Annotated in this window: 29 protein-coding genes and 1 tRNA gene; 1 reads left to right on the top strand and 29 read right to left on the bottom strand. The window is 42.4% G+C overall.

Annotated elements, in window-relative coordinates:
* Positions 1-260: 260 nt before the first annotated feature.
* From gap to IE222_RS05435, 5 genes are all read right to left on the bottom strand, one after another.
* Positions 261-1,268, bottom strand: coding sequence for a type I glyceraldehyde-3-phosphate dehydrogenase (gap, locus tag IE222_RS05455; protein WP_191270501.1), 1,008 nt, complete (start codon positions 1,266-1,268; stop codon positions 261-263).
* 53 nt (positions 1,269-1,321) lie between these two features.
* A complete protein-coding gene (locus IE222_RS05450; RefSeq protein ID WP_191270499.1) occupies positions 1,322-2,344 on the bottom strand; it encodes a sugar-binding transcriptional regulator in 1,023 nt (340 codons plus the stop codon).
* A 232-nt stretch (positions 2,345-2,576) separates the two neighbouring features.
* Positions 2,577-2,831: a glutaredoxin family protein gene (locus tag IE222_RS05445; protein ID WP_191270498.1), complete on the bottom strand. Its 255-nt coding sequence runs from the start codon at positions 2,829-2,831 to the stop codon at positions 2,577-2,579.
* Between the two features lie 101 nt (positions 2,832-2,932).
* A complete protein-coding gene (rpoN, locus tag IE222_RS05440; RefSeq protein ID WP_191270496.1) occupies positions 2,933-4,252 on the bottom strand; it encodes an RNA polymerase factor sigma-54 in 1,320 nt (439 codons plus the stop codon).
* A 161-nt stretch (positions 4,253-4,413) separates the two neighbouring features.
* Positions 4,414-4,485, bottom strand: a tRNA-Arg gene (locus IE222_RS05435).
* A 204-nt stretch (positions 4,486-4,689) separates the two neighbouring features.
* Between IE222_RS05435 and clpP the strand changes: the two genes are divergently transcribed.
* A complete protein-coding gene (gene clpP / locus IE222_RS05430) occupies positions 4,690-5,292 on the top strand; it encodes an ATP-dependent Clp endopeptidase proteolytic subunit ClpP (protein ID WP_191270494.1) in 603 nt (200 codons plus the stop codon).
* Between the two features lie 103 nt (positions 5,293-5,395).
* On the opposite strand, the gene IE222_RS05425 is transcribed toward clpP, so the two are convergent.
* The 24 genes from IE222_RS05425 to IE222_RS05310 all read right to left on the bottom strand — a co-directional run bounded on the left by IE222_RS05425 (position 5,396) and on the right by IE222_RS05310 (position 25,184).
* Complete coding sequence (locus IE222_RS05425; protein WP_191270492.1) at positions 5,396-5,653, bottom strand: HPr family phosphocarrier protein; 258 nt, start codon at positions 5,651-5,653, stop codon at positions 5,396-5,398.
* 64 nt (positions 5,654-5,717) lie between these two features.
* Positions 5,718-6,668 carry a DNA-binding protein WhiA gene (gene whiA, locus IE222_RS05420; protein ID WP_191270491.1) on the bottom strand — a complete coding sequence of 317 codons (951 nt, stop codon included), beginning with the start codon at positions 6,666-6,668 and terminating at the stop codon, positions 5,718-5,720.
* Positions 6,669-6,723: 55 nt separating this feature from the next.
* Positions 6,724-7,707, bottom strand: a complete 984-nt coding sequence (gene mgfK / locus IE222_RS05415; RefSeq protein WP_191270489.1) for a gluconeogenesis morphogenetic factor MgfK — start codon at positions 7,705-7,707, stop codon at positions 6,724-6,726.
* Positions 7,704-8,597 (bottom strand): RNase adapter RapZ, encoded by an 894-nt coding sequence (gene rapZ / locus IE222_RS05410; RefSeq protein WP_191270487.1) that lies wholly within the window; start codon positions 8,595-8,597, stop codon positions 7,704-7,706. The genes mgfK and rapZ overlap by 4 nt, the downstream gene beginning before the upstream one ends.
* Before the next feature lie 13 nt (positions 8,598-8,610).
* The gene (locus IE222_RS05405) at positions 8,611-9,069 is read right to left on the bottom strand and encodes an 8-oxo-dGTP diphosphatase (RefSeq protein ID WP_191270871.1); all 459 of its coding nucleotides are present in this window, start codon (positions 9,067-9,069) and stop codon (positions 8,611-8,613) included.
* Between the two features lie 428 nt (positions 9,070-9,497).
* Positions 9,498-10,448: a thioredoxin-disulfide reductase gene (gene trxB, locus IE222_RS05400; RefSeq protein ID WP_191270485.1), complete on the bottom strand. Its 951-nt coding sequence runs from the start codon at positions 10,446-10,448 to the stop codon at positions 9,498-9,500.
* 146 nt (positions 10,449-10,594) lie between these two features.
* A complete protein-coding gene (locus IE222_RS05395) occupies positions 10,595-12,091 on the bottom strand; it encodes a tetratricopeptide repeat protein (protein WP_191270484.1) in 1,497 nt (498 codons plus the stop codon).
* Between the two features lie 139 nt (positions 12,092-12,230).
* A complete protein-coding gene (gene hisIE, locus IE222_RS05390) occupies positions 12,231-12,857 on the bottom strand; it encodes a bifunctional phosphoribosyl-AMP cyclohydrolase/phosphoribosyl-ATP diphosphatase HisIE (RefSeq protein WP_191270482.1) in 627 nt (208 codons plus the stop codon).
* A complete protein-coding gene (gene hisF, locus IE222_RS05385; protein WP_191270480.1) occupies positions 12,854-13,615 on the bottom strand; it encodes an imidazole glycerol phosphate synthase subunit HisF in 762 nt (253 codons plus the stop codon). Before hisF ends, hisIE begins: the two co-directional genes overlap by 4 nt.
* Positions 13,612-14,343, bottom strand: a complete 732-nt coding sequence (gene hisA, locus IE222_RS05380) for a 1-(5-phosphoribosyl)-5-[(5-phosphoribosylamino)methylideneamino]imidazole-4-carboxamide isomerase (RefSeq protein ID WP_191270478.1) — start codon at positions 14,341-14,343, stop codon at positions 13,612-13,614. The genes hisF and hisA overlap by 4 nt, the downstream gene beginning before the upstream one ends.
* A complete protein-coding gene (gene hisH / locus IE222_RS05375) occupies positions 14,340-14,969 on the bottom strand; it encodes an imidazole glycerol phosphate synthase subunit HisH (protein ID WP_191270869.1) in 630 nt (209 codons plus the stop codon). Before hisH ends, hisA begins: the two co-directional genes overlap by 4 nt.
* A 55-nt stretch (positions 14,970-15,024) precedes the next feature.
* Positions 15,025-15,612: an imidazoleglycerol-phosphate dehydratase HisB gene (hisB, locus tag IE222_RS05370; RefSeq protein WP_191270476.1), complete on the bottom strand. Its 588-nt coding sequence runs from the start codon at positions 15,610-15,612 to the stop codon at positions 15,025-15,027.
* A gap of 213 nt (positions 15,613-15,825) precedes the next feature.
* Positions 15,826-17,097 carry a histidinol dehydrogenase gene (gene hisD, locus IE222_RS05365; RefSeq protein ID WP_191270475.1) on the bottom strand — a complete coding sequence of 424 codons (1,272 nt, stop codon included), beginning with the start codon at positions 17,095-17,097 and terminating at the stop codon, positions 15,826-15,828.
* The gene (gene hisG, locus IE222_RS05360; RefSeq protein WP_191270473.1) at positions 17,098-17,736 is read right to left on the bottom strand and encodes an ATP phosphoribosyltransferase; all 639 of its coding nucleotides are present in this window, start codon (positions 17,734-17,736) and stop codon (positions 17,098-17,100) included.
* Positions 17,737-17,748: 12 nt separating this feature from the next.
* Positions 17,749-18,921, bottom strand: a complete 1,173-nt coding sequence (locus IE222_RS05355; protein ID WP_191270471.1) for an ATP phosphoribosyltransferase regulatory subunit — start codon at positions 18,919-18,921, stop codon at positions 17,749-17,751.
* Between the two features lie 40 nt (positions 18,922-18,961).
* Complete coding sequence (locus IE222_RS05350) at positions 18,962-19,204, bottom strand: hypothetical protein (RefSeq protein ID WP_191270469.1); 243 nt, start codon at positions 19,202-19,204, stop codon at positions 18,962-18,964.
* A gap of 50 nt (positions 19,205-19,254) precedes the next feature.
* On the bottom strand, positions 19,255-19,785 hold the full coding sequence (locus IE222_RS05345) for an acyltransferase (protein ID WP_191270467.1): 531 nt from the start codon (positions 19,783-19,785) through the stop codon (positions 19,255-19,257).
* Between the two features lie 4 nt (positions 19,786-19,789).
* Positions 19,790-20,434 carry a pyrophosphatase PpaX gene (gene ppaX, locus IE222_RS05340; protein WP_191270466.1) on the bottom strand — a complete coding sequence of 215 codons (645 nt, stop codon included), beginning with the start codon at positions 20,432-20,434 and terminating at the stop codon, positions 19,790-19,792.
* On the bottom strand, positions 20,427-21,371 hold the full coding sequence (locus IE222_RS05335) for a nucleoside recognition domain-containing protein (RefSeq protein ID WP_191270464.1): 945 nt from the start codon (positions 21,369-21,371) through the stop codon (positions 20,427-20,429). The genes ppaX and IE222_RS05335 overlap by 8 nt, the downstream gene beginning before the upstream one ends.
* An 18-nt stretch (positions 21,372-21,389) precedes the next feature.
* On the bottom strand, positions 21,390-22,229 hold the full coding sequence (gene lgt / locus IE222_RS05330; RefSeq protein ID WP_191270462.1) for a prolipoprotein diacylglyceryl transferase: 840 nt from the start codon (positions 22,227-22,229) through the stop codon (positions 21,390-21,392).
* An 18-nt stretch (positions 22,230-22,247) separates the two neighbouring features.
* Positions 22,248-23,189, bottom strand: a complete 942-nt coding sequence (hprK, locus tag IE222_RS05325; RefSeq protein ID WP_191270460.1) for an HPr(Ser) kinase/phosphatase — start codon at positions 23,187-23,189, stop codon at positions 22,248-22,250.
* Between the two features lie 137 nt (positions 23,190-23,326).
* Positions 23,327-23,695 (bottom strand): phage holin family protein, encoded by a 369-nt coding sequence (locus tag IE222_RS05320; protein WP_191270458.1) that lies wholly within the window; start codon positions 23,693-23,695, stop codon positions 23,327-23,329.
* A gap of 27 nt (positions 23,696-23,722) precedes the next feature.
* Positions 23,723-24,829, bottom strand: coding sequence for a DUF4097 family beta strand repeat-containing protein (locus IE222_RS05315; protein WP_191270457.1), 1,107 nt, complete (start codon positions 24,827-24,829; stop codon positions 23,723-23,725).
* A gap of 40 nt (positions 24,830-24,869) precedes the next feature.
* Entirely contained in the window at positions 24,870-25,184 is a 315-nt protein-coding gene (locus IE222_RS05310; protein WP_191270455.1) for a magnetosome magnetite crystal formation protein family, read from the bottom strand.
* Between the last annotated feature and the right edge of the window lie 58 nt (positions 25,185-25,242).

Raw genomic sequence — 25,242 nt, 5'->3', positions numbered from 1 at the left:
GTATGGCTTTTACGCTTTACATTGGTGCATGCAAATTACATTAAAAAAGGAGAGGGGGAATCCCCCCTACTCCCCATGGAATACTATAAATATTATAAACAGTTTACTAACAAAATACCAATGGTAACTAGAAAAGCGCAAGCGCCTTGGTCAGGGGCGACAAGTATAAGACGAGCCGGTGAGAAAGCTGCTTTTTAGCCTTCTAGACGGATTGGCTTATGACCTCGAGGCCTTAGGCGCTGGAGCTAGACAATCAAAAATTATAGTCCTTTTTGTGCAATGTAATCAACAAGGTCAACAACGCGGTTAGAGTAACCGACTTCGTTATCATACCAAGATAATACTTTCACCATGTTGCCTTCAAGGACCATTGTTGATAATGCATCAATAGTAGATGAAGCAGCAGAACCATTAAAGTCGCGAGAAACTAATGGAAGCTCTGTGTAATCTAAGATGCCTTTTAATGGACCTTCGGCAGCTGTTTTTAATGCTGCGTTTACTTCTTCAGCTGTAACGTCTTTTTCTAATTCAGCCACAAGGTCAACAACAGATACGTTTGGCGTAGGTACACGCATTGCCATACCGTTTAATTTACCTTTTAATTCAGGTAAAACAAGGGCAACTGCTTTTGCTGCTCCAGTTGTTGTAGGAATCATATTTTCCGCAGCTGCACGGGCACGACGGTAATCTTTGTGTGGCAAGTCAAGAATTTGCTGGTCATTTGTATAAGAGTGTACAGTTGTCATCATACCACGCTTGATGCCGAATTGATCATTTAATACTTTAGCAAACGGTGCTAAGCAGTTTGTAGTACAAGAAGCGTTTGATAGTACATGATGGTTTGCTGGATCGTATTTGTCTTCGTTAACACCCATAACGATTGTAATATCTTCGTTATTTGCTGGAGCGGAAATAATAACTTTTTTCGCACCTGCTTCTAAGTGTTTCGCAGCGTCTTCACGCTTAGTGAAACGGCCAGTTGATTCAACGACAACTTCTACACCAAGGTCGCCCCAGCCAAGCTGTGCAGGATCGCGCTCAGCGATAACTTTCACTTTATGGCCGCCAACTACTAAGTATTCACCGTCAACAGTTACATCTTCAGCAAGTGTGCCGTGAACAGTGTCAAATTTTAAAAGATGTGCAAGCATATTTGCATCTGTTAAGTCGTTGATTGCCACGATTTCTACATTTTCGTTATTTAATGCTGCACGAAATACATTACGTCCAATACGTCCAAATCCATTAATACCAACTTTTACTGTCATGATTGATTTCCTCCTTTATTTGGGTAAAACATTTATTTTTTAAAATATTATTACTAAGCTTTAACTAATGTTTCTGCTGCACCTTCATCTGTCACTAAAATAGTGGATGCTGGTGCCTGTTTCATATAGGCCTTGATTGCCTTTGCTTTTGATGCCCCGCCAGCAACAGCGAGGACATGCGGAATTTCCTTCAGGTTTTCCAATTGAATTCCAATAGTTGAAACCTTATGGACAATTTCGCCATCTTCATTAAAATAATAGCCAAATGCTTCTCCAACAGCTTCCGCGTCTTCTAGCTTCTTTAATAGTTCTGATGAACTTTTTCGCCGCTCGGCCATTGTAATAGCATCTCCAATCCCATGAAGAACCATGTTAGCAGATTGAATCAACTTTAAATTTTCATGTATATCCGGCTCTTTAATAAGGGATTGATAAATTTCTGGACTTACCTGATCAGGCACATAGAAAACTCGATGCCTAGAGTGGGTATTGCTTGCCATAATCGCGCAAATGGTATTCGCTTGATTTTGGACGTCCTCCCCTACTCCGCCTCGGGCTGGTACGAACAATAATTTCTTATCGCTAGATTCAGGAGTTAATTGATCAGCAACTGCGGCCATAGTCGAACCGCCAGTCACAGCGATGATATTTTCCCCCTGGAACAGCTTTTTCATACTTGTGGCTGCGGCCTTGCCAAGCTCGCGCTTAACGAGTGGTGACTTATCGCCATCACCAGGTACGATAATTACCTTTTTGATGCCTAATCGATGCTTCAGCTCCAATTCAAGGACATCGATTCCTTTCAATTCACGCATCAAGCCTTCCAGGTCCTCAAGCAAATTTCTTCCTTCCTGTGTCAAACTCATACCAATATTATTGGAAGAAATAAGATTTTGCTCTTTGAGGAAGTCTACTTCACTACGAAGAATTCTTTCCGTTAGGCCTAGGCTTACAGCCAGACTTCTGCGCCCAACAGGCTGCATGAATCCGATTGTGCGAAGTATGGTATACCTTTTTTGCAGAACTGGCAGGAAATCAGGCAATAATCTTTTTGCGATATCGATGAATGACTGCATAAGTCGTTTACTCCTTTATAATATGTTATTGGTCAAAAAATGTCCACCATAGACATATTATGTCCCACTAGCCGCAAAAAAAATTCACCCTTGCTACATTTTTATTGTAGCAGGAGTGAAAATTAATTTCAACTATTTAGCTTCATATGATTAAGGCGGGGTGAGCAGAGCTAAACTAGACTCTTTTGAATAGGATAATATATATTTTTCATAACTATTTGTTTAGAATGAATCATTGCGGCGTTCCGCACTTTTTCCTTAAATGATTACTAATGTCATATTTATTTACAAACCCGAAAGCTGCCTCTTCCCCGTCAATATGAACGACTGGAATCATCAAACCATAGCGCTCGGTTAATTCATCACTCTGTTCAATGTCCACTTCCTCAAGAACAAAATCATATTCTTTCATTAGCTCAAGCAGCACCGCCTTCGCCTTTTCACACAAAGGACAACGGCCGCGAGAATACAATGTAACTTTCTGCATATAAATATGTTCCTTTCTCTGTTGGTGTCAGACACCGCGAAAAGCGGAAATGCCTTGGTCAGACGCTGAAGCAAGATAATGTGAAATTTCACAAACTGCTATTAAAACCTTCTTCTCTTAGAAGAGGAGGGGATGCCCAGCTGGTCGCGGTATTTTGCGATGGTTCGTCGTGAAACGACGATTCCTTCGGTTGTTTTAAGGTGTTCGACGATGTCTTGGTCGGATAGAGGCTTTTCTTTGTTTTCGTTATCAATTAAGCGGCTGATGGCATTTTTCACTTGACTAGATGAAGTATTTTCGTCTCCTGAAACGGTTTGAATTGTGCTCGTGAAAAATGATTTTAATGTAAAGGTACCGATTGGCGTCTGTACATATTTTTCGCGAACTGCCCTGCTTACCGTAGATTCATGAATATCAAGCTCAACCGCCAGCTCTTTCATCGTCATTGGCACTAAATTTTGCGGACCCTTTTGAAAGAAAGCTGTTTGCTTCTCTACAATTTTGGTTACAACCCTCGTCAATGTTTCCCTGCGCTGTTCGATACTTTTAAGAATCCACTGATAATCCTGCACCTTATCCTGAAGGAAACGGTTAACCTGCTGGTCCTTGTCCTTAAATTGATTAAGATATTGTTCATTAAACGTAATTTTCGGAAGTGTGTCATCAAACATCCGAACGGTCAGGCCGTCATTCGATTGCTCGATAATCACATCAGGAATTATATAAGCAGACGTCTCACGCCCCAACATAGCACCAGGTTTAGGATTTAAAATTTGAATCTCATCAAATACATCCTGAATATCCTTTAATGATACCTGTAACTCCTTTGCAATCATCTTCCATTTCTTCTCTGCAAAAGGAACAAAATAATTGGTAAGAATCTTTTTAGCCAAATCGTTGTCAGGAAATTCATAATCCACTTGGATCAACAAACACTCCTGTAAATTTCTCGCTCCGATTCCAACTGGCTCAAGGTTCTGAATCATCATTAAACAATTTTCCGTTAACTCTTCTGAAACCTTGAGTTTCAATGCAATATCTTCCAAGTTTCCTGTAAAGTAACCGTTTTCATCCAAATGCTGAATTAAATAACGAATTACTCGTAACTGTTCCCCTGATAATGCTTTTATATTTAGTTGTGACATTAATTGCTCTTCAAGTGAGAATGTTTTTGAGGCAATTTGTTCAATCCAGTCCTTTTCCACCTTCTGATGCTTTTTCCGATTTCGATCAATCAGGGGATTCATCGGCTGTACATTAACATTCTCGATTTGTAATAGAGGATTCTCAAGTGCCTTATTTTCCAAAAATTCACTCAGTTCTTGAGCTGAGTATTGCAATAAAGCAATTGCCTGAGACAGCTCCTGGGTCATCGCCAGCTTAAGCGTCTGCTGCTGCCATAAACCTGCTTTTAAATTCATGTTTCTTCCCCCCTAAGACTATTTTACATGAAAGAGGCGAATTGGTGTATTAGAAAATTTGTATTGGATACTTTTGTATGTATGTAAAAGTGGTAGACTCGAAGTTTTTAATAATAAAAATAAAAACCTCCTGTCAATGAATGATCAGGAGGTTTTTATAACGCCCTCGTCAGGACTCGAACCCGAATTTCAAGAACCGGAATCTTGCGTGCTATCCATTGCACCACGAGGGCTAAATATTAGCGACTTTCATATTATATGACATTATCTCCATCTTTGCAAGAGGGTAATAGGTTTTAAAATTTGTCAGAATGGATATCCTTGTTAGGGGAAAGTTGTCGAACAAAATAAAGGTGTATTGTTTGACCTTTATTGACCATCAGTGTATGATAACTATACATAGTTTTAACCCTTTTCAATCCAAAGGAGGAAAGAAAATGAATTTAATTCCTACAGTTATTGAACAAACAAACCGCGGTGAAAGAGCCTATGACATTTATTCCCGTCTGCTTAAAGACCGGATTATCATGCTTGGCAGCGCCATTGATGACAATGTGGCCAACAGCATTGTCGCCCAATTACTATTTCTAGAAGCTGAAAACCCTGAAAAAGATATCACTCTTTATATCAATAGCCCTGGCGGAAGTATTACAGCTGGTATGGCCATTTATGATACGATGCAATATATCCGTCCAAATGTATCAACCGTTTGCATTGGTATGGCGGCATCAATGGGTGCCTTCTTATTAGCAGCAGGTGAAAAAGGCAAACGTTTCGCCCTTCCAAATGCTGAAGTCATGATTCACCAGCCTCTTGGCGGTGCTCAAGGTCAGGCAACAGAAATTGAGATTGCCGCAAAGCGCATTCTTTTCCTTCGTGAAAAATTGAACGGCATTTTAGCCGAGCGCACTGGCCAGCCAATGGAAATCATCCAGCGTGATACCGACCGCGATAACTTCATGACAGCTGAAAAAGCGAAAGAATACGGTCTAATCGATAGCATCATCAGCCGTAATATCCTTGATAAAAAAGAAAAATAATCATCATAAAACAATCGGCAATATTCTGCCGGTTGTTTTTTTTGTATAGCAAAAAGGTCTGGTCCCCTTTGGCCAAACCTATGCTGTCTCTTAAAAAATATTATTAATGATCTTTTTCAATAAAATCCGTTAACGCAGTGATGGCATTTTCTTCATCATCGCCGTCAGCAATAATTGTAATTTCTACACCTGAGCCAACCGCAAGGCTCATTAAGCCCATGATGCTCTTAGCATTAACCTTTTTGCCATCCTTTTCTAAAAAAATATCCGCAGAGAAGCGATTCGCCTCTTGAACAAAAAGAGCCGCTGGCCGTGCCTGCAAACCTGTTTTCAATTTTACTTCTACTTGTTTCTCTAACATAATATAAATTCCTCCTCAAAGTCTCTCTTCTTTATTTGTTTAATTTTTCACAAAGATAAAATGATTATTTTTTAATTGGAAAATCCCCTGCACGCAGCCTTTCAGCAATTTCATCTATTTTACGCAAACGGTGATTGATTCCGGACTTACTGATATTCCCCCCGGACACCATTTCACCCAGCTCTTTTAACGTGACATCGGTATATTGCATACGAAGCTCGGCAATTTCCCGCAGCTTTTCAGGTAAAATTTGCAGACCAACCGTTTGATCAATATAGCGAATATTTTCTACTTGCCGAATGGAGGCACCAATTGTCTTATTTAGGTTAGCGGTTTCACAGTTTACCAGGCGGTTTACAGAATTGCGCATATCCCTGACAATTCTTACATCTTCAAAGCGAAGCAGGGCATTATGGGCACCAATGATATTTAAGAACTCAGTAATTTTCTCCGCTTCTTTTAAGTACGTGATATAGCCTTTTTTGCGTTCCAGCGTTTTGCTGTTTAGCCCAAAGGTATTCATCAGCTCACATAATGAGTCGTTATGTTCTTTGTAGAGTGAAGAAATTTCTAAATGATAGGATGACGTTTCTGGATTATTTACAGAACCGCCCGCTAGAAAAGCACCGCGTAAATACGAGCGCTTACAGCATTTCTTTTTCACAAGCTCGGCTGATATGTCATGAATAAATGTAAATCCTTCTCCTAAAATCATCGTGTCTTCCAAAATTTCCTTTGCTTGCTGTGACAAACGGACAATATAGACATTGTTCTTTTTCAAGCGCATTTTTTTTCTGACCAGCAACTCAACTTGGACTTCATATCTTTTTTTCAATAAAGTATAAATTCTTCTGGCAATCGCTGCATTTTCGGTTTGAATATCGACAACCACTTTGCGATTTGAAAAGGAAAGGGAACCGTTCATACGGATAAGTGCTGACAGCTCCGCACGGATACAGCAGCTTTTCACTTCCAGATTTGTTAATTCTTTTTTCGTCTCCGAAGCGAAAGACATTTCCCTCACCTCCATAAAAACTGCTATGAAAATATTTTCAAAATGACAATCTTATTTACGCTTCATAACGCTTTTGGGTTTCATCAATCAACAAATTATATAATATTTTAGCTACCTTTTTCGGATCATGCCTTAATGCGCCTTTTTCAAGATTAGCAATATCAGCATGAACCACATCAAGCCCAAGCTCAAACAATTGCGGCATGTCATATGCAACGGGGCTCGCCAGCTCTTCTTTATAGCGCAGCTGGACATCCTGAGGAATTTCTTTATTATTTACCAGAATGGTATTAATAAAGCCGCATTTCATATGGTCATAAAATGCTTTGACATGATCACTTGCGGTAAAACCGTGTGTCTCACCAGCCTGGGTCATTAAATTGCAAATATATACCTTTTTAGCCCTTGAACGGCACACCTCATCCCCTAACTTCGGAACAAGAAGATTTGGCAAAATGCTCGTATATAAACTGCCGGGTCCAAGGATAATTAAATCAGCCTGACGAATGGCCTGAAGCGTTTCCGGTAATGGCCGAATATTATCCGGGGTCAAAAATACCCTTTTTATTTTTTTCCCGGAATAAGGGATCTTTGATTCACCTGAAACAACTGAACCATCTTCCATTTCAGCATGCAAAACTACGCTCTGATTAGCAGCTGGCAGGACCTTCCCCCGAACGTTTAACACCTTACTCATTTCTTGTATGGCATAAACAAAATTGCCGGTAATCGAAGTCATCGCTGCCAGGATAAGGTTACCAAGCGAATGGCCTGAAAGCTCATTCGAGGTTTTAAAGCGGTGCTGAAACATCTCTTCCACCAATGGTTCCACATCCGATAATGCCGCTAACACATTACGGATATCACCTGGAGGCGGAATATTCAGATCCTCTCGGATTCTGCCCGAACTGCCGCCATCATCGGCAACCGTCACAATAGCGGTTATTTCAACGGGAAACTGTTTTAGTCCTCTTAGTAAAACAGGCAGCCCTGTTCCGCCGCCGATCACGACAATTCGTGGCTGGCCATAATCGCTCATGTTGTTTTTTCCTTTCTCCTCTCAATGTCACGATGCGAAACGACGGTTTTATAATCCTTTTGGAAAAACCTCCCGATATACTCAGCTAACGTTACAGAACGATGCTGGCCGCCGGTACAGCCTATAGCAATTACAAGCTGCGCCTTCCCTTCACGTTTGTAATGCGGGAGCATAAACGTGAGCAAATCTGTCACTTTTTCCAAAAACTTTTGCGTTTCATTCCATTTTAGAACATAGCTGGATACTTCATCCTCAAGTCCTGTTTTCGGACGCATATGCTCAATATAATGTGGATTCGGCAAAAAGCGTACATCAAACACGAGGTCAGCATCGATGGGGATTCCATACTTAAATCCAAATGACATAACATTGACGGTAAAGATCGATTGTTTATTCGCAGTGAATTCCTCTACTATCTTCTCACGTAATTCCCGTGGTTTCATCTGGGAAGTGTTGTAAATTAATTGAGCCCTTCCCTTTAATTCCTCTAATAGCTCTCTTTCAAGAGAGATGCCTTCAAGCGGGAGTCCTGACTTGGCCAGTGGATGAGATCTTCTCGTCTCCTTGTACCTTCTGACCAATGAAGCATCATTTGCATCTAAAAATAGTATTCTTGGCGTCACCCACGAGGTTTCTGCCAGTTCATCCAATGATTTAAACAGATGATCAAAGAATTCTCGTCCACGCAAGTCCATAACAAGAGCAACTTTATTCATTTTATTCCCGGATTCCTTCATTAGTTCTAAAAATTTTGGAAGCAATGTGGGAGGCAGATTGTCGACACAGAAAAACCCTAAATCTTCAAAGCTTTGGATGGCAACAGTTTTTCCGGCGCCGGACATTCCGGTAATTATCACGATTTGAACATCACTTGTCGAACCGGTACTCATTTCTTCTTCCTCCTTAGCTGGGATCTAAACGATAACTAATCAGCTGAAAGTCTTTTGTATAGGTAAATGTGCCGTAAATGATTCCTTTGCCGTGAATCATATAATCAATAATATGATAGTCGCCGGCAGCCATTGGCAGATCTTTTATATCGTCAAAAGGATGCCACGAAAGCTTTCCTTCCTCCGATTCGTCAAGATCGATACCGTCTGATTCTGTCGCAACGAACGTAAACATCATCCATTCTGAAAGAAGCTGGTCTCCTTCTTTCATAATCATGGTAAAAATACCTTTTAACTTAGGATTTTTCAAGTATACTCCTGTTTCCTCACGGTATTCTCTTATACATGAGTCGCGTACCGATTCACCAGGCTCCATTTTCCCGCCGGGAGCTACCCACCAGCCCCTGCGCGGTTTTTGCAGCAATAATACTTTTTCATCTTTCACCAGCACACAATTGGTAACCCGCTGCATCCTATTCACCTTCTTCAAAAAGAGCAACCGCCCTAATATCCTGTATAATTTATTCTTCTCATTATACTATTTTTAAGAATCAGTCACAATGAATCAAAATGGATAATTGAAAGAAAAGCGTAAGCGCCTTCGGAACAAGCACAGCTTGTTCCTGCGATGATTATTCTAGGGAGCTTTCCTTAGTGGTCAGCCTCAGGCATAGCACAAGGGGAGCCGGCGAGAAGGTTGCTCTATAACCTTCTTGACGGATTGACTTGTGACCTCGAGGGTAGGCCGATTGCGCTAGACAATTCTCAAAGCAAAAAAAGAGCGCAGGCTACTGGTCCTGCGCACAAAAAGGTATATAAAATTAAAGGGGGTCAATTTCTATTATCATACCCTATCTTTATTTCACTACTGTTACAGTTAAATGAAAAAAGAGTTAAGTTTTATTTCTTTAATTTCATTTCCTCTTTTAATTCTTCAATATAGTGCTGAGCAGTTTGGGCTGCAATACTTCCATCGCCCGTAGCCGTTACAATTTGACGAAGTGTTTTTTCACGAACGTCACCGGCAGCGAAGATTCCAGGTACCTTTGTTTCCATTTTTTCGTTTGTTTCAATATAGCCATTTTCATTGGTAATGCCCAAAGCTTCAAATGGCTTTGTCAGCGGCACCATACCGATGTAAATAAACACGCCATCTGCCGGCAGTTCCTGCTCTTCACCATTTTTTGTTGACACAAGCGTAATGCTGCCCACTTTTCCATCTTTGCCGTTAATAGATTTCACAGTATGATTCCAGATAAAGTCGACTTTTTCGTTAGCAAAGGCACGGTCTTGCAGAATTTTTTGTGCACGAAGCTGGTCGCGTCGATGGACAATCGTTACCTTTGAAGCAAAACGAGTCAAATACACGCCTTCTTCAACCGCTGAGTCGCCTCCGCCGATCACATAAAGCTCTTTTCCTTTGAAAAAGGCTCCATCACAGACAGCACAATAAGAAACCCCGCGTCCGCCAAGCTCCTGCTCACCAGGAACACCGATTTTCTTATACTCAGCACCTGTAGAGATAATTACAGAGTAAGCCTTATATTGCTTTGATCCTGCCGTTACGACCTTGTAGTCGCCATGATCGACAATCTCCTTAATATCGCCATAAGCATATTCTGCACCAAACTTTTTCGCGTGCTCAAACATTTTGGTGGATAAGTCAGGACCCAAAATGCTTTCAAAACCCGGATAATTTTCTACGTCTTCTGTGTTGGCCATTTGCCCCCCCGGCATTCCACGCTCAATCATTAGCGTGGAAAGGCTGGCACGTGATGTATATACTGCTGCTGTCATTCCTGCAGGACCGGCTCCGGCAATAATGACATCATAAATTTTTTCTTCTGTCATGTTAAACTTCACTCCTTATTTAAACAGCAATAGCGCTTTATTCGGGAGCGCTGACGCTGAAATTATAAAAAAAAACGATTAAGTTTAGTATTACCACTTAATCGTAATAAACAATTGTTATATAGTCCAAAAATCTGCTTAGATTTTTAGTTTAAAAATTCATTAACTAATTTTACATATTTGCCAACGGTAGCTGATGAGATGTCATATCGTTTGGCAACCTCCTGCTGGGAAACTTTTTCGCTGCGCAGCTTGTGCCAGACATACTCAACCGCACCTGCCCATGCACGTTTGTTTTTTAAGTGAATGCCTGCCTTTGCTGCTTCTACAAACACCGAAAACCACATTAGGTAGAGGCCAGCCTCAATAGTGCCAATTGGCTGGTAGTTTTGATAAAACAGTTCTGCAATTTCCTGGGCATCCGCTGTCTTCGATGGCTTACCGGAACGAATGAGTGAAATATATTCTTTTTCTAAAGTCGTTAATTTATGGTTTTGGAACAGCTTTTTGGACGTAATAATTTCATCTTTTTTACTTGAAACAGATGTCAAAAATAAGGCAAATAGCCGCTCTTCCACGTAATCACTTTCAAGTTTTTGAAAAATGGATCCGGAAATATCTTCAAATCCGTTCGCTTGGTCCTGATCCTCCGCTTTCCATGGTTCACTGCCTTCCTTTTCCGGATTAATCTCAAGAAGTCTTTTCCAGATGGTTTGGGCAAAATTTTCGCGGCCCGTATAATAGGCAGCATAGGAAAGCCAATAATAAAATGGACCATCTCCATCAAAGCCGGTTTTATATAATTTTCTCAGCCAAAAATAGGCATGCTCATATTCACCGACCAAGGCAAATGAAGTTCCAAGCTTAAATTGCTGTTCACTTAAAAGCGGCTGAATTTTTTTCAATGAATCAATCATTTGGTTCACAAATTTAATTCGTCCTTGATAGTGGGCAAATACCATCTTATTGCACAAGGCATGCAGATTTCCCGGATTACGTTCCAGCACCTCATCTAGAATAGCTTCCGCCTTTTCCGTTTTACCTAGGTAAAAATAGGCAAGCGCTAAGTTGTTATAAGCAGACCAGTATTCCGGATACTCTTCAACAACTTCCTTTAACAGCTCAATGGCTTTAGGAAAATAGCCAGATTCCAGTAAGTCGCGTGCCTGCTCCTGCTTTATGATCAGGTCATCTTGGCCATATAACTCATCCTCAAGCTCTTCTGATTCAAATGCTAGCAGCTCAAGCAGCTCCTCAGCATCTTCAGTAAAATCACCATCGGGATCCAGCTGAAGATACAGCATTGTATGATGGTATGCATCTTTAAAAAATCCCAAATGGGCATAATTATTAGCTAAAAAGTAGTGGCATTCAACCATTTCTTGATCTAGATCTTCAAGGATGAGGTGTAGGAGTCGGTTGGAATGTTCAAATTCGCCCAGTTCTGTTGACACAATCGCCAACTGGCATGCAATCATCGGTTCACCCGGCTCAAGCTGCAGCGCCCGTCCCAGATATTTTTTTGCATTTATAAAGTCACGTCGATGGTATGCCTTGATCCCCTTCTTAAAATAATATTCCCCCGTAGGTACAAACGAAACAATTTTCCCCTTTTGCATTCTTGCTTTTGCGTCTTTACTCATGAAGTCCTCCATCATCCTTTCATAACCTATGTAGTATAACACATTTGATGGCTATGCGAGAAGGGGTTTAGGCTGGGTGTCGATGGAAATTGTCTGCGAGACTATTTTTCAACACAAAAATACAACAAAGACCAGTCAATTAAGACCGGTCTTTGTGTCTTTCTTCTAAAGTTTTCAATACTTCTTTAAATGGCAGTCCCTGTTCTACCAGCAATACCTGCAGGTGATACAAGAGGTCGGCTGCTTCCCACTTCAATTCTTCATGACTGCGATTTTTCGCTGCGATAATGACTTCGGAAGATTCTTCGCCGACTTTTTTCAAAATCTTATCTACACCTTTTTCGAAAAGATAGGTGGTATAGGCGCCTTCCGGACGCTCTTTCTCGCGTTTTTGGATGACCGTTTCAAGAGTTTGTAAAATCTCATAGTCTCCTAAGCTTGTTTTGCGCTCCGTCACTCCTTGAGTAAAACAGCTGACAGCACCCGTGTGACATGCCGGGCCTTTAGGGTTTACGAGGACAAGCAGCGCATCCTTGTCACAATCATATTTTATATCGACGACAGTTTGAGTGTTGCCGCTTGTTTCCCCTTTGTGCCACAATTCTTGGCGTGACCGGCTATAGAACCAAGTCTCACCGGTTTCCTGTGTTTTCTCAAGAGATTCCTTATTCATATAAGCTAATGTCAATACTTCTAATGTTTCAGCATCCTGGACAATTGCTGGTACAAGCCCTTTTTCATCAAATTTAATTTCGTTTGAACTCATCGAACCGTCACTCCCTTTTCATGCAAATAGCCTTTCACTTCTTGGACAGAGGTTTCTTTATAGTGAAAAATCGAAGCAGCTAAGGCCGCATCTGCTTTTCCTTTTTCGAAGGCCTCAGCAAAATGTTCCGCATTTCCGGCGCCGCCTGAGGCAATGACAGGAATCGTAACCGCTTCGCTGACCGCTCTCGTCAAATTTAAGTCAAAGCCATTTTTTTCGCCGTCGCTGTCCATGCTTGTTAATAAAATTTCCCCGGCGCCAAGTTCCATCGCTTCCTTCGCCCAGTCGATGACCAGTTTATCAGTCGGCTTGCGCCCGCCGTGAGTATAAACACGCCATGTATTGACGGCTGGGTCAAATTTTGCATCTATTGCGACTACTATGCACTGCGAACCGAAGAAATCGGCCCCTTCTTTAATTAATGTTGGGTTTTGTACCGCTGCAGTATTTAACGACACCTTGTCAGCACCGGCACGAAGAATTTTTTTCATATCCTCAAGAGAATTAATACCGCCGCCGACTGTAAATGGAATCGCCAGTTCAGAGGCTACAGCTTTAACAACCTCAACCATTGTTTTTCGGCCTTCCACTGATGCGGATATATCTAAAAACACCAATTCATCTGCACCCTGCTCATCATACACTCTTGCCAATTCCACAGGATCTCCGGCATCGCGAAGCTGAACAAATTGAATCCCTTTAACAACTCGTCCGTCTTTTACATCCAGGCAGGGGATAATTCGTTTGGTCAGGGTCATTGTGAACTCACCTCTTTTAACGCTTCTATCAAGGTGAATCGGTTTTCATATAATGCTTTTCCAACGATCGCACCGCGGATCGTTTGGGTTTGCGCGATTGCCTGTAGGTCATCTAGGCTGCTGACCCCGCCTGAGGCAATGACGTTCTTGCCTGTAACTTCAGCCATTTCTTGAACCGCCTTGATATTCGGTCCGGACAGCATACCATCGGTTGCGATATCTGTAAAAATAAATGTCTCTGCCCCAGCATCAGCAAAGCGTTTGCCAAGCTCAATCGCCTTCACCTCTGATGTTTCAAGCCAGCCGTGTGTAGCCACATAACCATTCTTCGCATCGATGCCAATCGCAATTTGGGGACCGTACTTTTTAATCATTTCAATCGCAAACTCCGGGTTAGAAACGGCGATGCTGCCGATAATTACGCGCTCGACCTGATTGTTTAGGTAGTGAACAATATCTGCTTCGGTGCGAATACCACCGCCAATTTGAATAGTTACGTTTGGCAGTTTCTTTGCCGCCTCAATCACAAAACGGTCATTTACCCGCATGCCGTCCTTGGCACCATCAAGGTCGACCATATGGATCCATTCTGCGCCATCTTTTGCAAATTGACTAGCCATATCAAATGGTGAATCCCCATAAACCGTTTCCTTACCATAATCCCCTTGCAGCAGGCGGACACATTTTCCGCCCCGCATATCAATCGCCGGATAAATTGTTAAGTTCATCGGACCGCGTTCCTTTCTGAAGCTATTTTTAAAAAGTTACCTAAAAGGGCCATCCCAAGCTTGCTGCTTTTTTCTGGATGGAACTGCATGCCAAAAATATTATCTTTCCCTACTACCGCTGCCACTTCTTCGTAATAGTTTGTTTTTGCAATCGTGACTTTTGAGTTTTCCGCATTTACAAAGTAAGAATGAACGAAATAAACATAATCTTCGACAAGGTTTTCTGTAAGCGGTGATGGTTGAACAAACTCAAGCCGGTTCCAGCCCATATGTGGTACTTTGTATGGTGAGTTGCTGTCGTTTAATTTTCCAGGGAAACGGCGGACACTTCCCTGGAGCAGTCCCAAGCCTTTGGTATGGCCATTTTCCTCACTGCTTTCAAAAAGAAGCTGCATGCCAAGACAGATGCCGAGCAGAGGCTTACCTGTAGCAGCAAATTCTTTAATCGTTTCTGCCGGCAGCAGTTCCATCGCATCGCGGAAAGAGCCGACCCCTGGAAGGATTAATGCGTCTGCTTGCAGCAATTTATTTTTATCTGAAGTAATAAAATAATCGGCGTTGAGTCGTTCAAGTGCCTTGCTGACACTGAACAAGTTCCCCATGCCGTAGTCTACGATTCCTATCATGGTGCCATTCACCGCCCTAAGTTTTTGTGATTTCGTTCCATGTACGAAGAACGTATTAAAGCATACCTTTTGTCGATGGAACGCCTTTGATGCGCGGATCAATCGTTGTTGCTTCGTCAAGCGCACGCCCTAATGCTTTAAAAACAGCTTCAATCATATGGTGAGTATTTTTTCCATAATGGACAATCACATGAAGGTTCATCCGAGCTTCAAGCGCCAGTTTCCAAAGAAATTCATGTACTAGCTCCGTATCAAAGGTACCGACCTTTTGTGACGGAAACTCAGCACGCATTTCAAGATGAGGGCGATTGCTAAGGTCTACGACAACTTGTGCAAGTGCCTCGTCCATTGGAACAAAGGCATTCCCGTAACGCTTTATTCCTTTTTTATCCCCTAACGCTTCACGTAGTGCCTGTCCTAAGCAAATGCCGATATCTTCGGTCGTGTGATGGTCATCCACCTCGACATCTCCATTGGCATCCACTGTTAAATTGAATTGTCCATGCTTTGTAAAGAGGTCTAGCATATGAGTCATGAAAGGGACGCCAGTTTCGAGGTTTGATTGGCCCTCGCCATCTATTTCTAATGCCAGCTTAATTTGGGTTTCGTTTGTTTTTCTATCTATACTTGCGATTCTTTCCATGAGGGTGTTCTCCTTGATATACAATTATTTTTATAGAAAACGTTGATATGTCTTCCTAGACTAGTTAAAGTGAAATATTCCCTGCATTGACCGTGTGAGCAATTTTTTCCGCTTTTCGGGCAATGGAACCTGCTCTCATTGGCAAAACAAAGTCAATCCTTCGTTTTGGAAATGGACTCGCAGATATTTGCAAATGATAAAAAATCAAATCTATTAGTCATTCTTAAGCCGTGCTTCCACAGCCCGGGCGTGAGCTTCAAGTCCTTCCATGCGTGCAAATGCGGCAATTTTTCCGGCATTCTCCATAAAAGCATTCTTGCTGTAAACTATCACGCTCGATTTTTTTTGAAAATCGTCCACATTCAGCGGGCTGGAGAACCGAGCAGTGCCATTTGTCGGCAGCACATGGTTCGGACCGGCAAAATAATCGCCGACTGGCTCCGAGCTGTACCTTCCGATAAAAATCGCTCCCGCGTGGCGGATTTTTCCAAGCAGCTCCATTGCATCGGCTGTGATCACCTCTAGATGCTCCGGTGCCAGCTGGTTTACAACCTCAACCGCTTCATCCAAATCAGCCGTTACATAAATAGCCCCGTAATCAGCAATGGAACGAGAAGCAATCTCACGGCGCGGCAGCACGGCCAGCTGCTTTTCAACCTCTGCCCCAACTGCTTCCGCAAGTGCCATCGAAGGAGTAACCAATACACTGCAGGCTCTTGGATCATGCTCGGCCTGCGACAGCAAATCAGCAGCAACTTCATCAGGCCGGGCTGTATCATCTGCTAAAATGGCAATCTCGCTTGGACCAGCAATCATATCAATATCAACATCACCATATACCTCACGCTTAGCCAAAGCGACAAAAATATTTCCTGGACCAGTTATTTTATCAACAGAGGCAATCGATTCCGTTCCATAGGCAAGTGCCGCAATCGCTTGCGCTCCACCAACCTTATAAATTTCTTCTACACCGGCTTCCTTCGCAGCCACGAGTACAGCCGCTGGTAAACTCCCTTGGCGATCAGGCGGTGAAACCATAACTATCCGTTTAACACCTGCAACCTTAGCAGGAACTACGTTCATCAGAACGGACGACGGGTAAGCTGCTGTTCCTCCTGGTACATACACTCCAACCGAATCTAAAGGAATAATTTTTTGCCCCAAAATCGTTCCGTTCTCCTCTGTTGTCATCCACGATGGTCGGAGTTGTTTTTCGTGGAAAGAGCGGATATTTGCTGCTGCTTCACGGACAATCGCAACGAATTCTTCAGTAACCTGGCCATAGGCCTCTTCGATTTCTTGTTCCGTTGCAGAAAAAGAAGATAATCGAACCTGATCAAATTTTTCCGTCAGCTCTCTTACCGCCTCGTCGCCCCGCTGGCGAACTTCAGCGATAATCGCCTTCACAGCAGTCTGCTGTTCTGATGTTCCAGCTTCCACCGAACGTTTTATCGAAATGAGTTCATTGACTTTTAGTATTTTCATTTAAAGCTCCCCCATTGAAACAACTTTATGAAGCCTTGTGACCAGCTCGTCAATCTGCACGTCCTTGATTCGGTAACTGACAGGATTAACAACTAATCGTGATGTCACATCGACGATTCTTTCATATTCGACGAGGCCGTTTTCTCTCATCGTCCGGCCGGTTGAAACAATGTCGACGATCCTGTCGGATAAACCGATTAACGGGGCAAGTTCGATTGAGCCATTTAATTTAATAATTTCCACCTGCTCGCCCTGTTCACGGAAATAGGCTTCGGCCACATTCGGGTACTTGGTTGCGACCCTTGGTGCTACATCGTTCATTTTTGTATCTGGCAGCCCGGCAACCGCCAAATAGCAATGGCTGATTTTTAAATCGAGAAGCTCGTAAACATCCCGCTCTTCCTCTAATAAAACATCCTTGCCGGCAATACCGACATCAGCGACACCATGCTCTACATATGTAGCAACATCCATCGGCTTTGCTAAAATAAACCGCAAATTCTCTTCCGGCACATCGATAATCAGCTTCCGGGAATCATCAAATTCCGGCGGCAGCTTGTAGCCTGCTTTACGAAGCAATACCACCGCTTCTTCAAAAATCCTTCCCTTCGGCATCGCCATTGTCAGAATCTCTCCCATAAGAGCACCACCTTATTCATTACTCCGTCCCCCTATTAAAAAGGACGTTTCAGCGAATTTTTTCGTAAAGGCATCAAGGCTATTCACCCCGTTAATATCTTGAAGAACAACCTTTTGCCCCTGTTCACGCATTTTTCTCGCTGCTATAAAAGCCTCGCCTCTCCGTTCCTGGCTGAAAAAAATGCAATGAGTGTCGTTTTCAAGCTGACCGCCGCCTAATGCCTCCAGCAGCATATCAAGTCGAACAGCAAAACCAGCGGCACTGGCATTTTTTCCAAACTTCTCAATTAAACTATAGCGGCCGCCATTCCCGATTGGAAAACCGACATTTCCCGCATACACTTCATATAAAATGCCGGAATAATAGCTCATATGGCTGGCAATGGAAAAATCAAACTTCACATGGTCAACATAGCCATAGTCTTTGATGACTTCCCAAAGCTCTTTTAGCTCGTTGATCGCTTTTTTCCCTTGACCGTTTTCAATAATGTCTGCGGCACTGCTTAACACTTCTTCACCGCCTCTTAACTGAAGAAGCTGGAGAAGTCTTTGTTTATCAATCGACGATAGGTTTAATGCCTGAACATGCTCTCGGTAGCCGACGTAATTTTTTTCATATAAAAATTTTCGTAAAGCTGTTGCGCGACCGTTTGTTCCTAAAATTTGGACAAATAATTCCTGAGCAAAACCAACATGGCCGATCGACACCTGGAATTTTTCTAATCCTGCTTTCTTAAGAGAAGAAATCAGCAAGGCAATTACTTCACCGTCACAGGAGACCGTATTTTCATTGACACATTCAATACCGATTTGTTCAAACTCCGCAGGGCGGCCGCCCTCTCGTTGCTGAGCCCGGAACACATTAGCTGAATACGCTAATCTGACTGGCAGGTCTTCCTGCAAAAGCTTTGATGCAGCAACGCGGGCTATCGGGGTTGTCATTTCCGGCCTTAACACCAGAGTATGACCTTCTTTATCAAGTAATTTAAACAGCTGGGCGTCGTGAATCGCGGATGCTGCTCCAACTGTTTCATAATATTCTAGAGTCGGGGTTTCAATGAATTGATACCCCCAAAGCTTAAACGTTTCCGCCAAATGCGCGCGTACTCGATATTTTTTCTCGTATAATTCCGGCAGGGTATCACGCATCCCTAGCGGCTTTTCAAACATAAACAAGCGGCTCATATTGCTCATCCTTTTCGTTTCGCTTTAGTCTGCTAATATATTAGAGAATTAAAGTTTTATTGTATTTTAGTTTACCCCTTGTGCTAGTTTTCGTCAACGAAAAAGTATGGTTGATTTTGGGTTTTATGTTATGAGTAAGGTGGTTGCCGCGGGTTTTTGTATAAATTCCGCCGATTTTCGTATTTATTTCGCGTACTTCAAGCAGAATTCCGCGGACTTTCCCATTTATTTCGCCGGCTTCAACCAGAATTTCGCCGATTTTCACATTTATTTTATCTAACATAATTTTCCCATCTTTTTATAAAAAAAGCCCGGTCGATTAGACCAGACTTTTCATACTTTACCATATATTTCATCATTAGCCCAACGTTCAGCGAGCTGTTCCTTTGTGTAAATGATCCGCATCGGGTTGCCGCCGACAAAGCTGCCTGGCGGGACATCTTTATGAACGAGGGTGCCAGCAGAAACGATTGCCCCGTCGCCGATGGTGATGCCGGGCATGATGGTAGAGTTCGCGCCTATCATGACTTCATCACCAATTACTACATCGCCGAGTCGATATTCCTTAATCAAATATTCGTGGGCAAGAATCGTTGTATTATAACCAATAACCGTATTACGGCCCACTGAAATTTTTTCAGGAAACATGATATCGAGCATGACCATTAAAGCGAATGATGTCTGGTCGCCTACCTTCATGCCGAGAAACGTGCGGTAAAGCCAATTTTTCATCCCTATAAACGGCGTATAGCGAGCCATCTGGATGACTGCAAAATTTTTGACCACCTTCCAAAAAGGAACGGTTTTATAAACATGCCAGAGGGAGTTGGCGCCTTCAACACGATAGCGGGTTGTCTTTCTCATTCCGTTACTCCCCGAGAATCGTTAATAAATCAGTCATCTCGTCTAACATGTAATCAGGTTCATATTTTGCGAGGAATTCGCGGCCTTTAAGTGACCAGGCCACACCAGCAGTCAACGTGCCAGCATTTTTTCCTCCCAAAATATCATGAAAATTGTCACCCACCATGATTGCTTCTTCGGGTGTTGAACCCAGCAGCTCTAGTGCTTTAAAAATCGGTTCAGGATCCGGCTTTACTTTTTCAACATGATCCATAGCAATAACCACATCAAAAAAGGCATCAAGCTTCATTAAACGAAGACCCTTTAAAGCCACATCCTCCCGTTTTGTCGTTACAACCGCAAGCTTATAACCCTTTTCTTTTAAGGTTTTCATGGTTTCATATACACTAGGAAATTCTTTTACCAGTACATCATGTTGAGCAACATTAAAGGCACGGTACACGGCAATCATTTCCTCGACTCGTTCGGGATCAACAGTACTGAAAGCCTCATGAAGAGTCGGGCCCATAAACGGCAGAACATCCTCGCGGACATATTTACCCGGATAATATTTCTCAAGTGTATGCAAGTACGTGGCAATAATTAATTCATTTGTATCGATTAACGTTCCATCTAAATCAAACAACAATGTCGTAATTTTGTTATTCATACGTTGCTTCCTTTCTTCGGATCAAGCCGGTTCGCTTCCATATCGTACCGACAATTAAAGTTAAGGCGATGGCCACTCCAAGCCTTATTAAAAATAACGGCCAGACTGGAATGCCGAGAGGAACAAAGATTAACGTGTCCTCCACAACAGCATGGCAGGCAACAAGAAAAATAAACGCCAAGGTAACATCCTTTTTGCTGACCCCATCCTCTTCTACTGCCTGAATCATCACACCAGCACCATAAGCAAGCCCAAAAATTAGCCCCGCTGCCATTGTCGTCGAGGTGTTCTCCTGCATCCCAAGTGATCGTGTAATAGGAGCCATTACTTTTGAAAACTTTTGCAGCCATTGTAAGTCTTTTAAAATTTGAATCACAATCATTAACGGGATGACAATGATTGCCAGCTGCAGGATTCCTAATCCTGCTTTTTCAAAACCTTGCAATAACATTCCAGCGAACGTTGCGGCTGGTTCCGTTTGCGCCTCAATCAGACCGTATTTGGCTGGCTCCCCGCCGCCGTGCCAGACAAGATTAATCACAGCTGCGGAAACAAATGCCAAACCAAGCCTGGTTGTGAGAATAACCCACAGCTTGACGCCGGCTTTCATTGCTACCCCGGATTCGATGAATAAATTATGTGAGAAGGACATCATAACTGCTAAAATAAAAACCTCTTTCACAGAAAAGTCCAGCGAAAGGATGGCACCAATCCCGGCATATAGGTTCAGGAAATTTCCAAGAACTAAGGGGATCGCAGCGTCCCCTGACAAGCCGATCAGTTTCATGACGGGGGTTAACAGCTTAATAATCCACGGTAAAACTGGTGTGTACTGCAGCATGGCTACAATGAGAGTAACTGGAAAAATAATTTTTCCTAATGTCCAAGTTGTCTTTAAGCCAACCAAAACTCCTTTTTTTAATGAACTAAAAAGCATTTCCCCTAAAACTCCCTTTTATATATTTCTTTCATCTAAATAACGCACATTGGAAAGTCCCTTTTTTCGACGATAAATTAACATCGCAATCGCCGCAATAATTAAAGCGATGGAAATGGTTTGGGCCATACGCAGGCTGCCCAGCATCAGACTATCTGTCCGCATCCCTTCGACAAAGAAACGCCCGACAGAATACCAAATGACATAGGTGAGAAACATTTCTCCGCGGCGCAAATTCACCCGACGAAGCAATATTAGTAAAATAAAGCCGGCAAAGTTCCAAATCGATTCGTATAAGAAAGTAGGATGGTAGTACACTCCATCGATCTCCATTTGATTAATTATGAAATTCGGTAAATGGAGACTCTCAAGGAAAGAGCGCGTTACTTCACCGCCGTGGGCCTCCTGGTTCATGAAGTTCCCCCATCGCCCAATCGCCTGCCCCAAAATAATACTAGGCGCTGCAATATCGGCAAGCTTCCAAAATGATATTCCCCGTTTTCTAGTAAAAATAATCGTCGTGATAACAGCACCAATCAGTGCACCGTGAATTGCGATACCGCCGCCCCAAATTTTTGGGATATCCGCCGGATGCTGAGCGTAGTAATCCCACTCAAAAATGACATAATAAATTCTTGCAGAAATAATCGCAATTGGAATTGCCCACAGCATTAAATCAGCAAATGTATCCTGCGGCAGCTTTCTTCGGTTCGCTTCTCGAATCGCAATATATAAAGCTAGTGCCAGACCAGAACCGATAATCACCCCATACCAATGCACCGGGATTGGTCCAAGATGAAAGGCAATCGGGTCTAAAGCCGGGTATTGGTCAATTGGTGGATTTTGATTATTGTTCATCTAAATCTCCTCTTCCTGTTACATATCTTCATGTTCATGGTCGGCTTCTTCAATCACATCAGAGAGACGCTCTGTAAATTGCTGTGCCGCATTAACACCCATTCGTTTCAACCTGTAATTCATTGCTGCAACCTCAATAATAACAGCAAGGTTTCGTCCAGGCCGGACTGGTACCGTCAGCTTGGTAACCTCGGTATCAATAATTTTCATTTTCTCTTCATCTAAACCAAGGCGGTCATACTGCTTTTTTGGATCCCAGAGTTCTAAGTTAATCACAAGTGTAATCCGCTTGTTGCTGCGGACGGCCCCTGCACCAAACAGTGTCATCACGTTGATGATGCCCAAACCTCGGATTTCAAGTAAATGCTCAATTAAATCAGGCGAGGTTCCAACCAATGTATCTTGGTCTTCCTGGCGGATTTCAACGCAGTCATCCGCCACCAGACGATGTCCGCGCTTAACTAGTTCCAATGCAGTTTCACTTTTTCCGACCCCGCTTTTTCCGGTAATTAATACACCAATTCCGTAAATGTCCACCAAAACGCCATGCACAGCTGTTGTTGGTGCCAGCTGGCTTTCTAAATAATTGGTCAGACGGCTCGAAAAGCGGGTTGTTTTCATGTTTGTCCGGAGCACAGGAACCGACTCCCGTTCTGATGCTTCGATTAACTCCGGTGGAACTTCCAATCCCCTCGTAATGATAATCGCAGGGGTAATGTCCGTACATAAACGTTCCATCCTGGACTCCTTTTCCCTTTGCGAAAGTTCCGCGAAAAAGGACAGCTCCGTCATTCCTAAAAACTGAATCCGCTCAGCAGGATAGAATTCAAAATAACCAGCCATTTCTATACCAGGGCGAGATATATCACTCATGGTAATGGGACGGTTAATTCCCTCTTCACCGCTTATTAATTCAAGTTTAAATTTTTCCAATATATCTTTAGTACGTACTTTTGGCAAGAATGTTTTCCTCCTTAACGGACCTAATTATTCAAAAAAAAATCATTTTTTTCATTTTAACATTTTTTCGATAAGAACCATACTTTCGATGATTAAAAAAAGGTGCGCACCATATTTTGAATGGTACGCACCTATCTTTATTTTCTTTTGGAGGACCGTGAAGGCTCCAATATTGTTTTTTGAATGACCAGGTTTACGAGCGACATTAACACAGCGAAAAATAGCGCCATCCCGAAGCCGTCAATCTCAAAGGCACTCCCCATTAAGTAATCTGTGAGCTCCAATGTTATAGCATTAATCACAAATAAAAATAATCCCATCGTTAACACAGTTGCCGGTAACGTGAGTAATATCAGCAGCGGTCGGACCAAAACATTTAATATGGATAATAAAATGCTCGCCTGAAGAGCTGCTGAAAACCCCGAAATATAAAAACTTTCGCGGAAAAACCCTGCCAGTGCCAAAAATAAAACTGCATTAATCAAACATCCAATGAGCCATCTCATGTCTACGTCCCCTATTTTTAAAAAAATTTACTCTACAGCTTTTTGCAGACTAATAGAGCCTGTTTTCGTTTCTGCATAAATCTTTACCATTTTATCAGGGTGATGGATAGATTGGAAGCGAAGCAGTTTTTGGATCATTTCACTTTTCTCCTCAAGAATCTGTACACCGGTAAGCTTCAGATTAAAGCCGCCAAGATTGGTTTTCAGCTCCCCGTTAATCGGCAGGGTTTCTGGAACAAACAAGTCTACTGCCCCTGACGTTGTTTTGGCATGTAACCATTCACAGCGATTGCCATTTAGATTATAGCTGATGTTGCCATTGAACGACTGAGCCTCTGTCTTTTTAAAATCACCTTCAAGGCTGATCGCGCCGTTAATCGTTTCCGCCTCAAGCTCGTCTATTTGGCTTTTCAGAACTTGGATTTTACCATTTGCCGTTTCAATTTCTCCCCTTTTTGCATTAACATCGTTTAGTGTGATTTTGCCATTTGCTGTTTTCATGCGAAGGTCGTCCACGTCCATGTCACTGCCTGCAATCGGACCATTAAATAGACGAATCCGCATACGCTCATATTGGGCTTTTGGGACAAACACCAACGCATCTACCTTCATCCATTTTTGCTGGGTATTAAACTTTAGCTTCTGCCCCTCTACTTCAAAGACGACATCACGTAAAAAGTTTTGCCTCGCTTGGTCCTGATTGTCAACACGGTACACCTTCGCCTGACATTCCACGCGCACATCCGGCTGGTCCCAGACAGCGATTTTAACTGACCCATTTGCGATATCAACGTCCAGATCCTTTAGCTCCACATCGCCTTGATGGAAAATATGCGATATATCAACGGATTGGCCAAAGTTGAAATCAAAATCGAATTCTTTGATTTTTTTCAAGGCAGAATCGACAAATTCAAAAATCTTATCTTTCGTTGACTGATACTTGGTTTGAAAAGGGTCTTCTTTTTTTGCCTCCTCAAATTGCACAACTGTGGAAAGTTCGTTAATCATTTGCTCCTTTTTCTGATCCGCTGTCAGCTGCGCTTTTTCTAATTCCTCCATTAACGATATGGCCTCGTCCACTGTCACTTTTCCTTCTTCAACCAGTTTTAAAATTCGCTTACGTTCCTCTTTCACTGTTTCCCACCTCAAAATAGTTATTTTTCCCCATTCCATCTTATTCAGAAATTAAGACCTTTACGCCTTTAATAATGTTATAAATCACGACAACGAGCCAAACGATTCCAGTAATAACAATACTAATGATTGTAAAAATTGGAAGATCATTTTGAAAATTAACCATTTCATATACTACTGCCATGACAACAAAAATCGTTGGAATAATCGGAATCAAATGCGAAATCAATGACTTTTTGGCATGCTGCTTAGTTGCTTGGTCGCCGCTCGCTAACCATACAATGAACGGAAAAATAAAACCCGCAAAGAATATGCTGAAATAACACAAACTTGATAATACTTTTCTTGTCTCCATCACGTCCACCATCCTCTATTAATATGTACGATTCGTGAGAGTGAAAGTTTCGTGATTT

The sequence above is a fragment of the Neobacillus kokaensis genome, assembly GCF_014656545.1.
Classification (GTDB): Bacteria; Bacillota; Bacilli; order Bacillales; family Cytobacillaceae; genus Neobacillus; species Neobacillus kokaensis.
Note: the sequence above shows the minus strand (reverse complement) of the source record. Positions and strands in the feature narration are given on the sequence as shown.

What these genes read in the sequence shown, in the direction of transcription:
- hisF (WP_191270480.1), bottom strand. Translation starts at nt 13,615, where the DNA reads ATGACCCTGACCAAACGAATTATCCCCTGCCTGGATGTAAAAGACGGA.
- IE222_RS05335 (WP_191270464.1), bottom strand. Translation starts at nt 21,371, where the DNA reads ATGCTTTTTAGTTCATTAAAAAAAGGAGTTTTGGTTGGCTTAAAGACA.
- IE222_RS05355 (WP_191270471.1), bottom strand. Translation starts at nt 18,921, where the DNA reads ATGAGCCGCTTGTTTATGTTTGAAAAGCCGCTAGGGATGCGTGATACC.
- whiA (WP_191270491.1), bottom strand. Translation starts at nt 6,668, where the DNA reads ATGTCTTTCGCTTCGGAGACGAAAAAAGAATTAACAAATCTGGAAGTG.
- gap (WP_191270501.1), bottom strand. Translation starts at nt 1,268, where the DNA reads ATGACAGTAAAAGTTGGTATTAATGGATTTGGACGTATTGGACGTAAT.
- IE222_RS05395 (WP_191270484.1), bottom strand. Translation starts at nt 12,091, where the DNA reads ATGAGTAAAGACGCAAAAGCAAGAATGCAAAAGGGGAAAATTGTTTCG.
- IE222_RS05350 (WP_191270469.1), bottom strand. Translation starts at nt 19,204, where the DNA reads ATGTTAGATAAAATAAATGTGAAAATCGGCGAAATTCTGGTTGAAGCC.
- rapZ (WP_191270487.1), bottom strand. Translation starts at nt 8,597, where the DNA reads ATGAGTACCGGTTCGACAAGTGATGTTCAAATCGTGATAATTACCGGA.
- hisD (WP_191270475.1), bottom strand. Translation starts at nt 17,097, where the DNA reads ATGAAAATACTAAAAGTCAATGAACTCATTTCGATAAAACGTTCGGTG.
- mgfK (WP_191270489.1), bottom strand. Translation starts at nt 7,707, where the DNA reads ATGAGCGATTATGGCCAGCCACGAATTGTCGTGATCGGCGGCGGAACA.
- IE222_RS05445 (WP_191270498.1), bottom strand. Translation starts at nt 2,831, where the DNA reads ATGCAGAAAGTTACATTGTATTCTCGCGGCCGTTGTCCTTTGTGTGAA.
- ppaX (WP_191270466.1), bottom strand. Translation starts at nt 20,434, where the DNA reads ATGAATAACAAAATTACGACATTGTTGTTTGATTTAGATGGAACGTTA.
- clpP (WP_191270494.1), top strand. Translation starts at nt 4,690, where the DNA reads ATGAATTTAATTCCTACAGTTATTGAACAAACAAACCGCGGTGAAAGA.
- lgt (WP_191270462.1), bottom strand. Translation starts at nt 22,229, where the DNA reads ATGAACAATAATCAAAATCCACCAATTGACCAATACCCGGCTTTAGAC.
- IE222_RS05425 (WP_191270492.1), bottom strand. Translation starts at nt 5,653, where the DNA reads ATGTTAGAGAAACAAGTAGAAGTAAAATTGAAAACAGGTTTGCAGGCA.
- hisA (WP_191270478.1), bottom strand. Translation starts at nt 14,343, where the DNA reads ATGAACTTAACAATTTATCCGGCGATTGATATGCGGGGCGGAAAATGT.
- IE222_RS05320 (WP_191270458.1), bottom strand. Translation starts at nt 23,695, where the DNA reads ATGAGATGGCTCATTGGATGTTTGATTAATGCAGTTTTATTTTTGGCA.
- IE222_RS05345 (WP_191270467.1), bottom strand. Translation starts at nt 19,785, where the DNA reads ATGAGAAAGACAACCCGCTATCGTGTTGAAGGCGCCAACTCCCTCTGG.
- IE222_RS05310 (WP_191270455.1), bottom strand. Translation starts at nt 25,184, where the DNA reads ATGGAGACAAGAAAAGTATTATCAAGTTTGTGTTATTTCAGCATATTC.
- hisG (WP_191270473.1), bottom strand. Translation starts at nt 17,736, where the DNA reads ATGGGAGAGATTCTGACAATGGCGATGCCGAAGGGAAGGATTTTTGAA.
- hisB (WP_191270476.1), bottom strand. Translation starts at nt 15,612, where the DNA reads ATGGAAAGAATCGCAAGTATAGATAGAAAAACAAACGAAACCCAAATT.
- trxB (WP_191270485.1), bottom strand. Translation starts at nt 10,448, where the DNA reads ATGACAGAAGAAAAAATTTATGATGTCATTATTGCCGGAGCCGGTCCT.
- rpoN (WP_191270496.1), bottom strand. Translation starts at nt 4,252, where the DNA reads ATGAATTTAAAAGCAGGTTTATGGCAGCAGCAGACGCTTAAGCTGGCG.
- hisH (WP_191270869.1), bottom strand. Translation starts at nt 14,969, where the DNA reads ATGATAGGAATCGTAGACTACGGCATGGGGAACTTGTTCAGTGTCAGC.
- IE222_RS05450 (WP_191270499.1), bottom strand. Translation starts at nt 2,344, where the DNA reads ATGCAGTCATTCATCGATATCGCAAAAAGATTATTGCCTGATTTCCTG.
- IE222_RS05405 (WP_191270871.1), bottom strand. Translation starts at nt 9,069, where the DNA reads ATGCAGCGGGTTACCAATTGTGTGCTGGTGAAAGATGAAAAAGTATTA.
- hisIE (WP_191270482.1), bottom strand. Translation starts at nt 12,857, where the DNA reads ATGAGTTCAAACGAAATTAAATTTGATGAAAAAGGGCTTGTACCAGCA.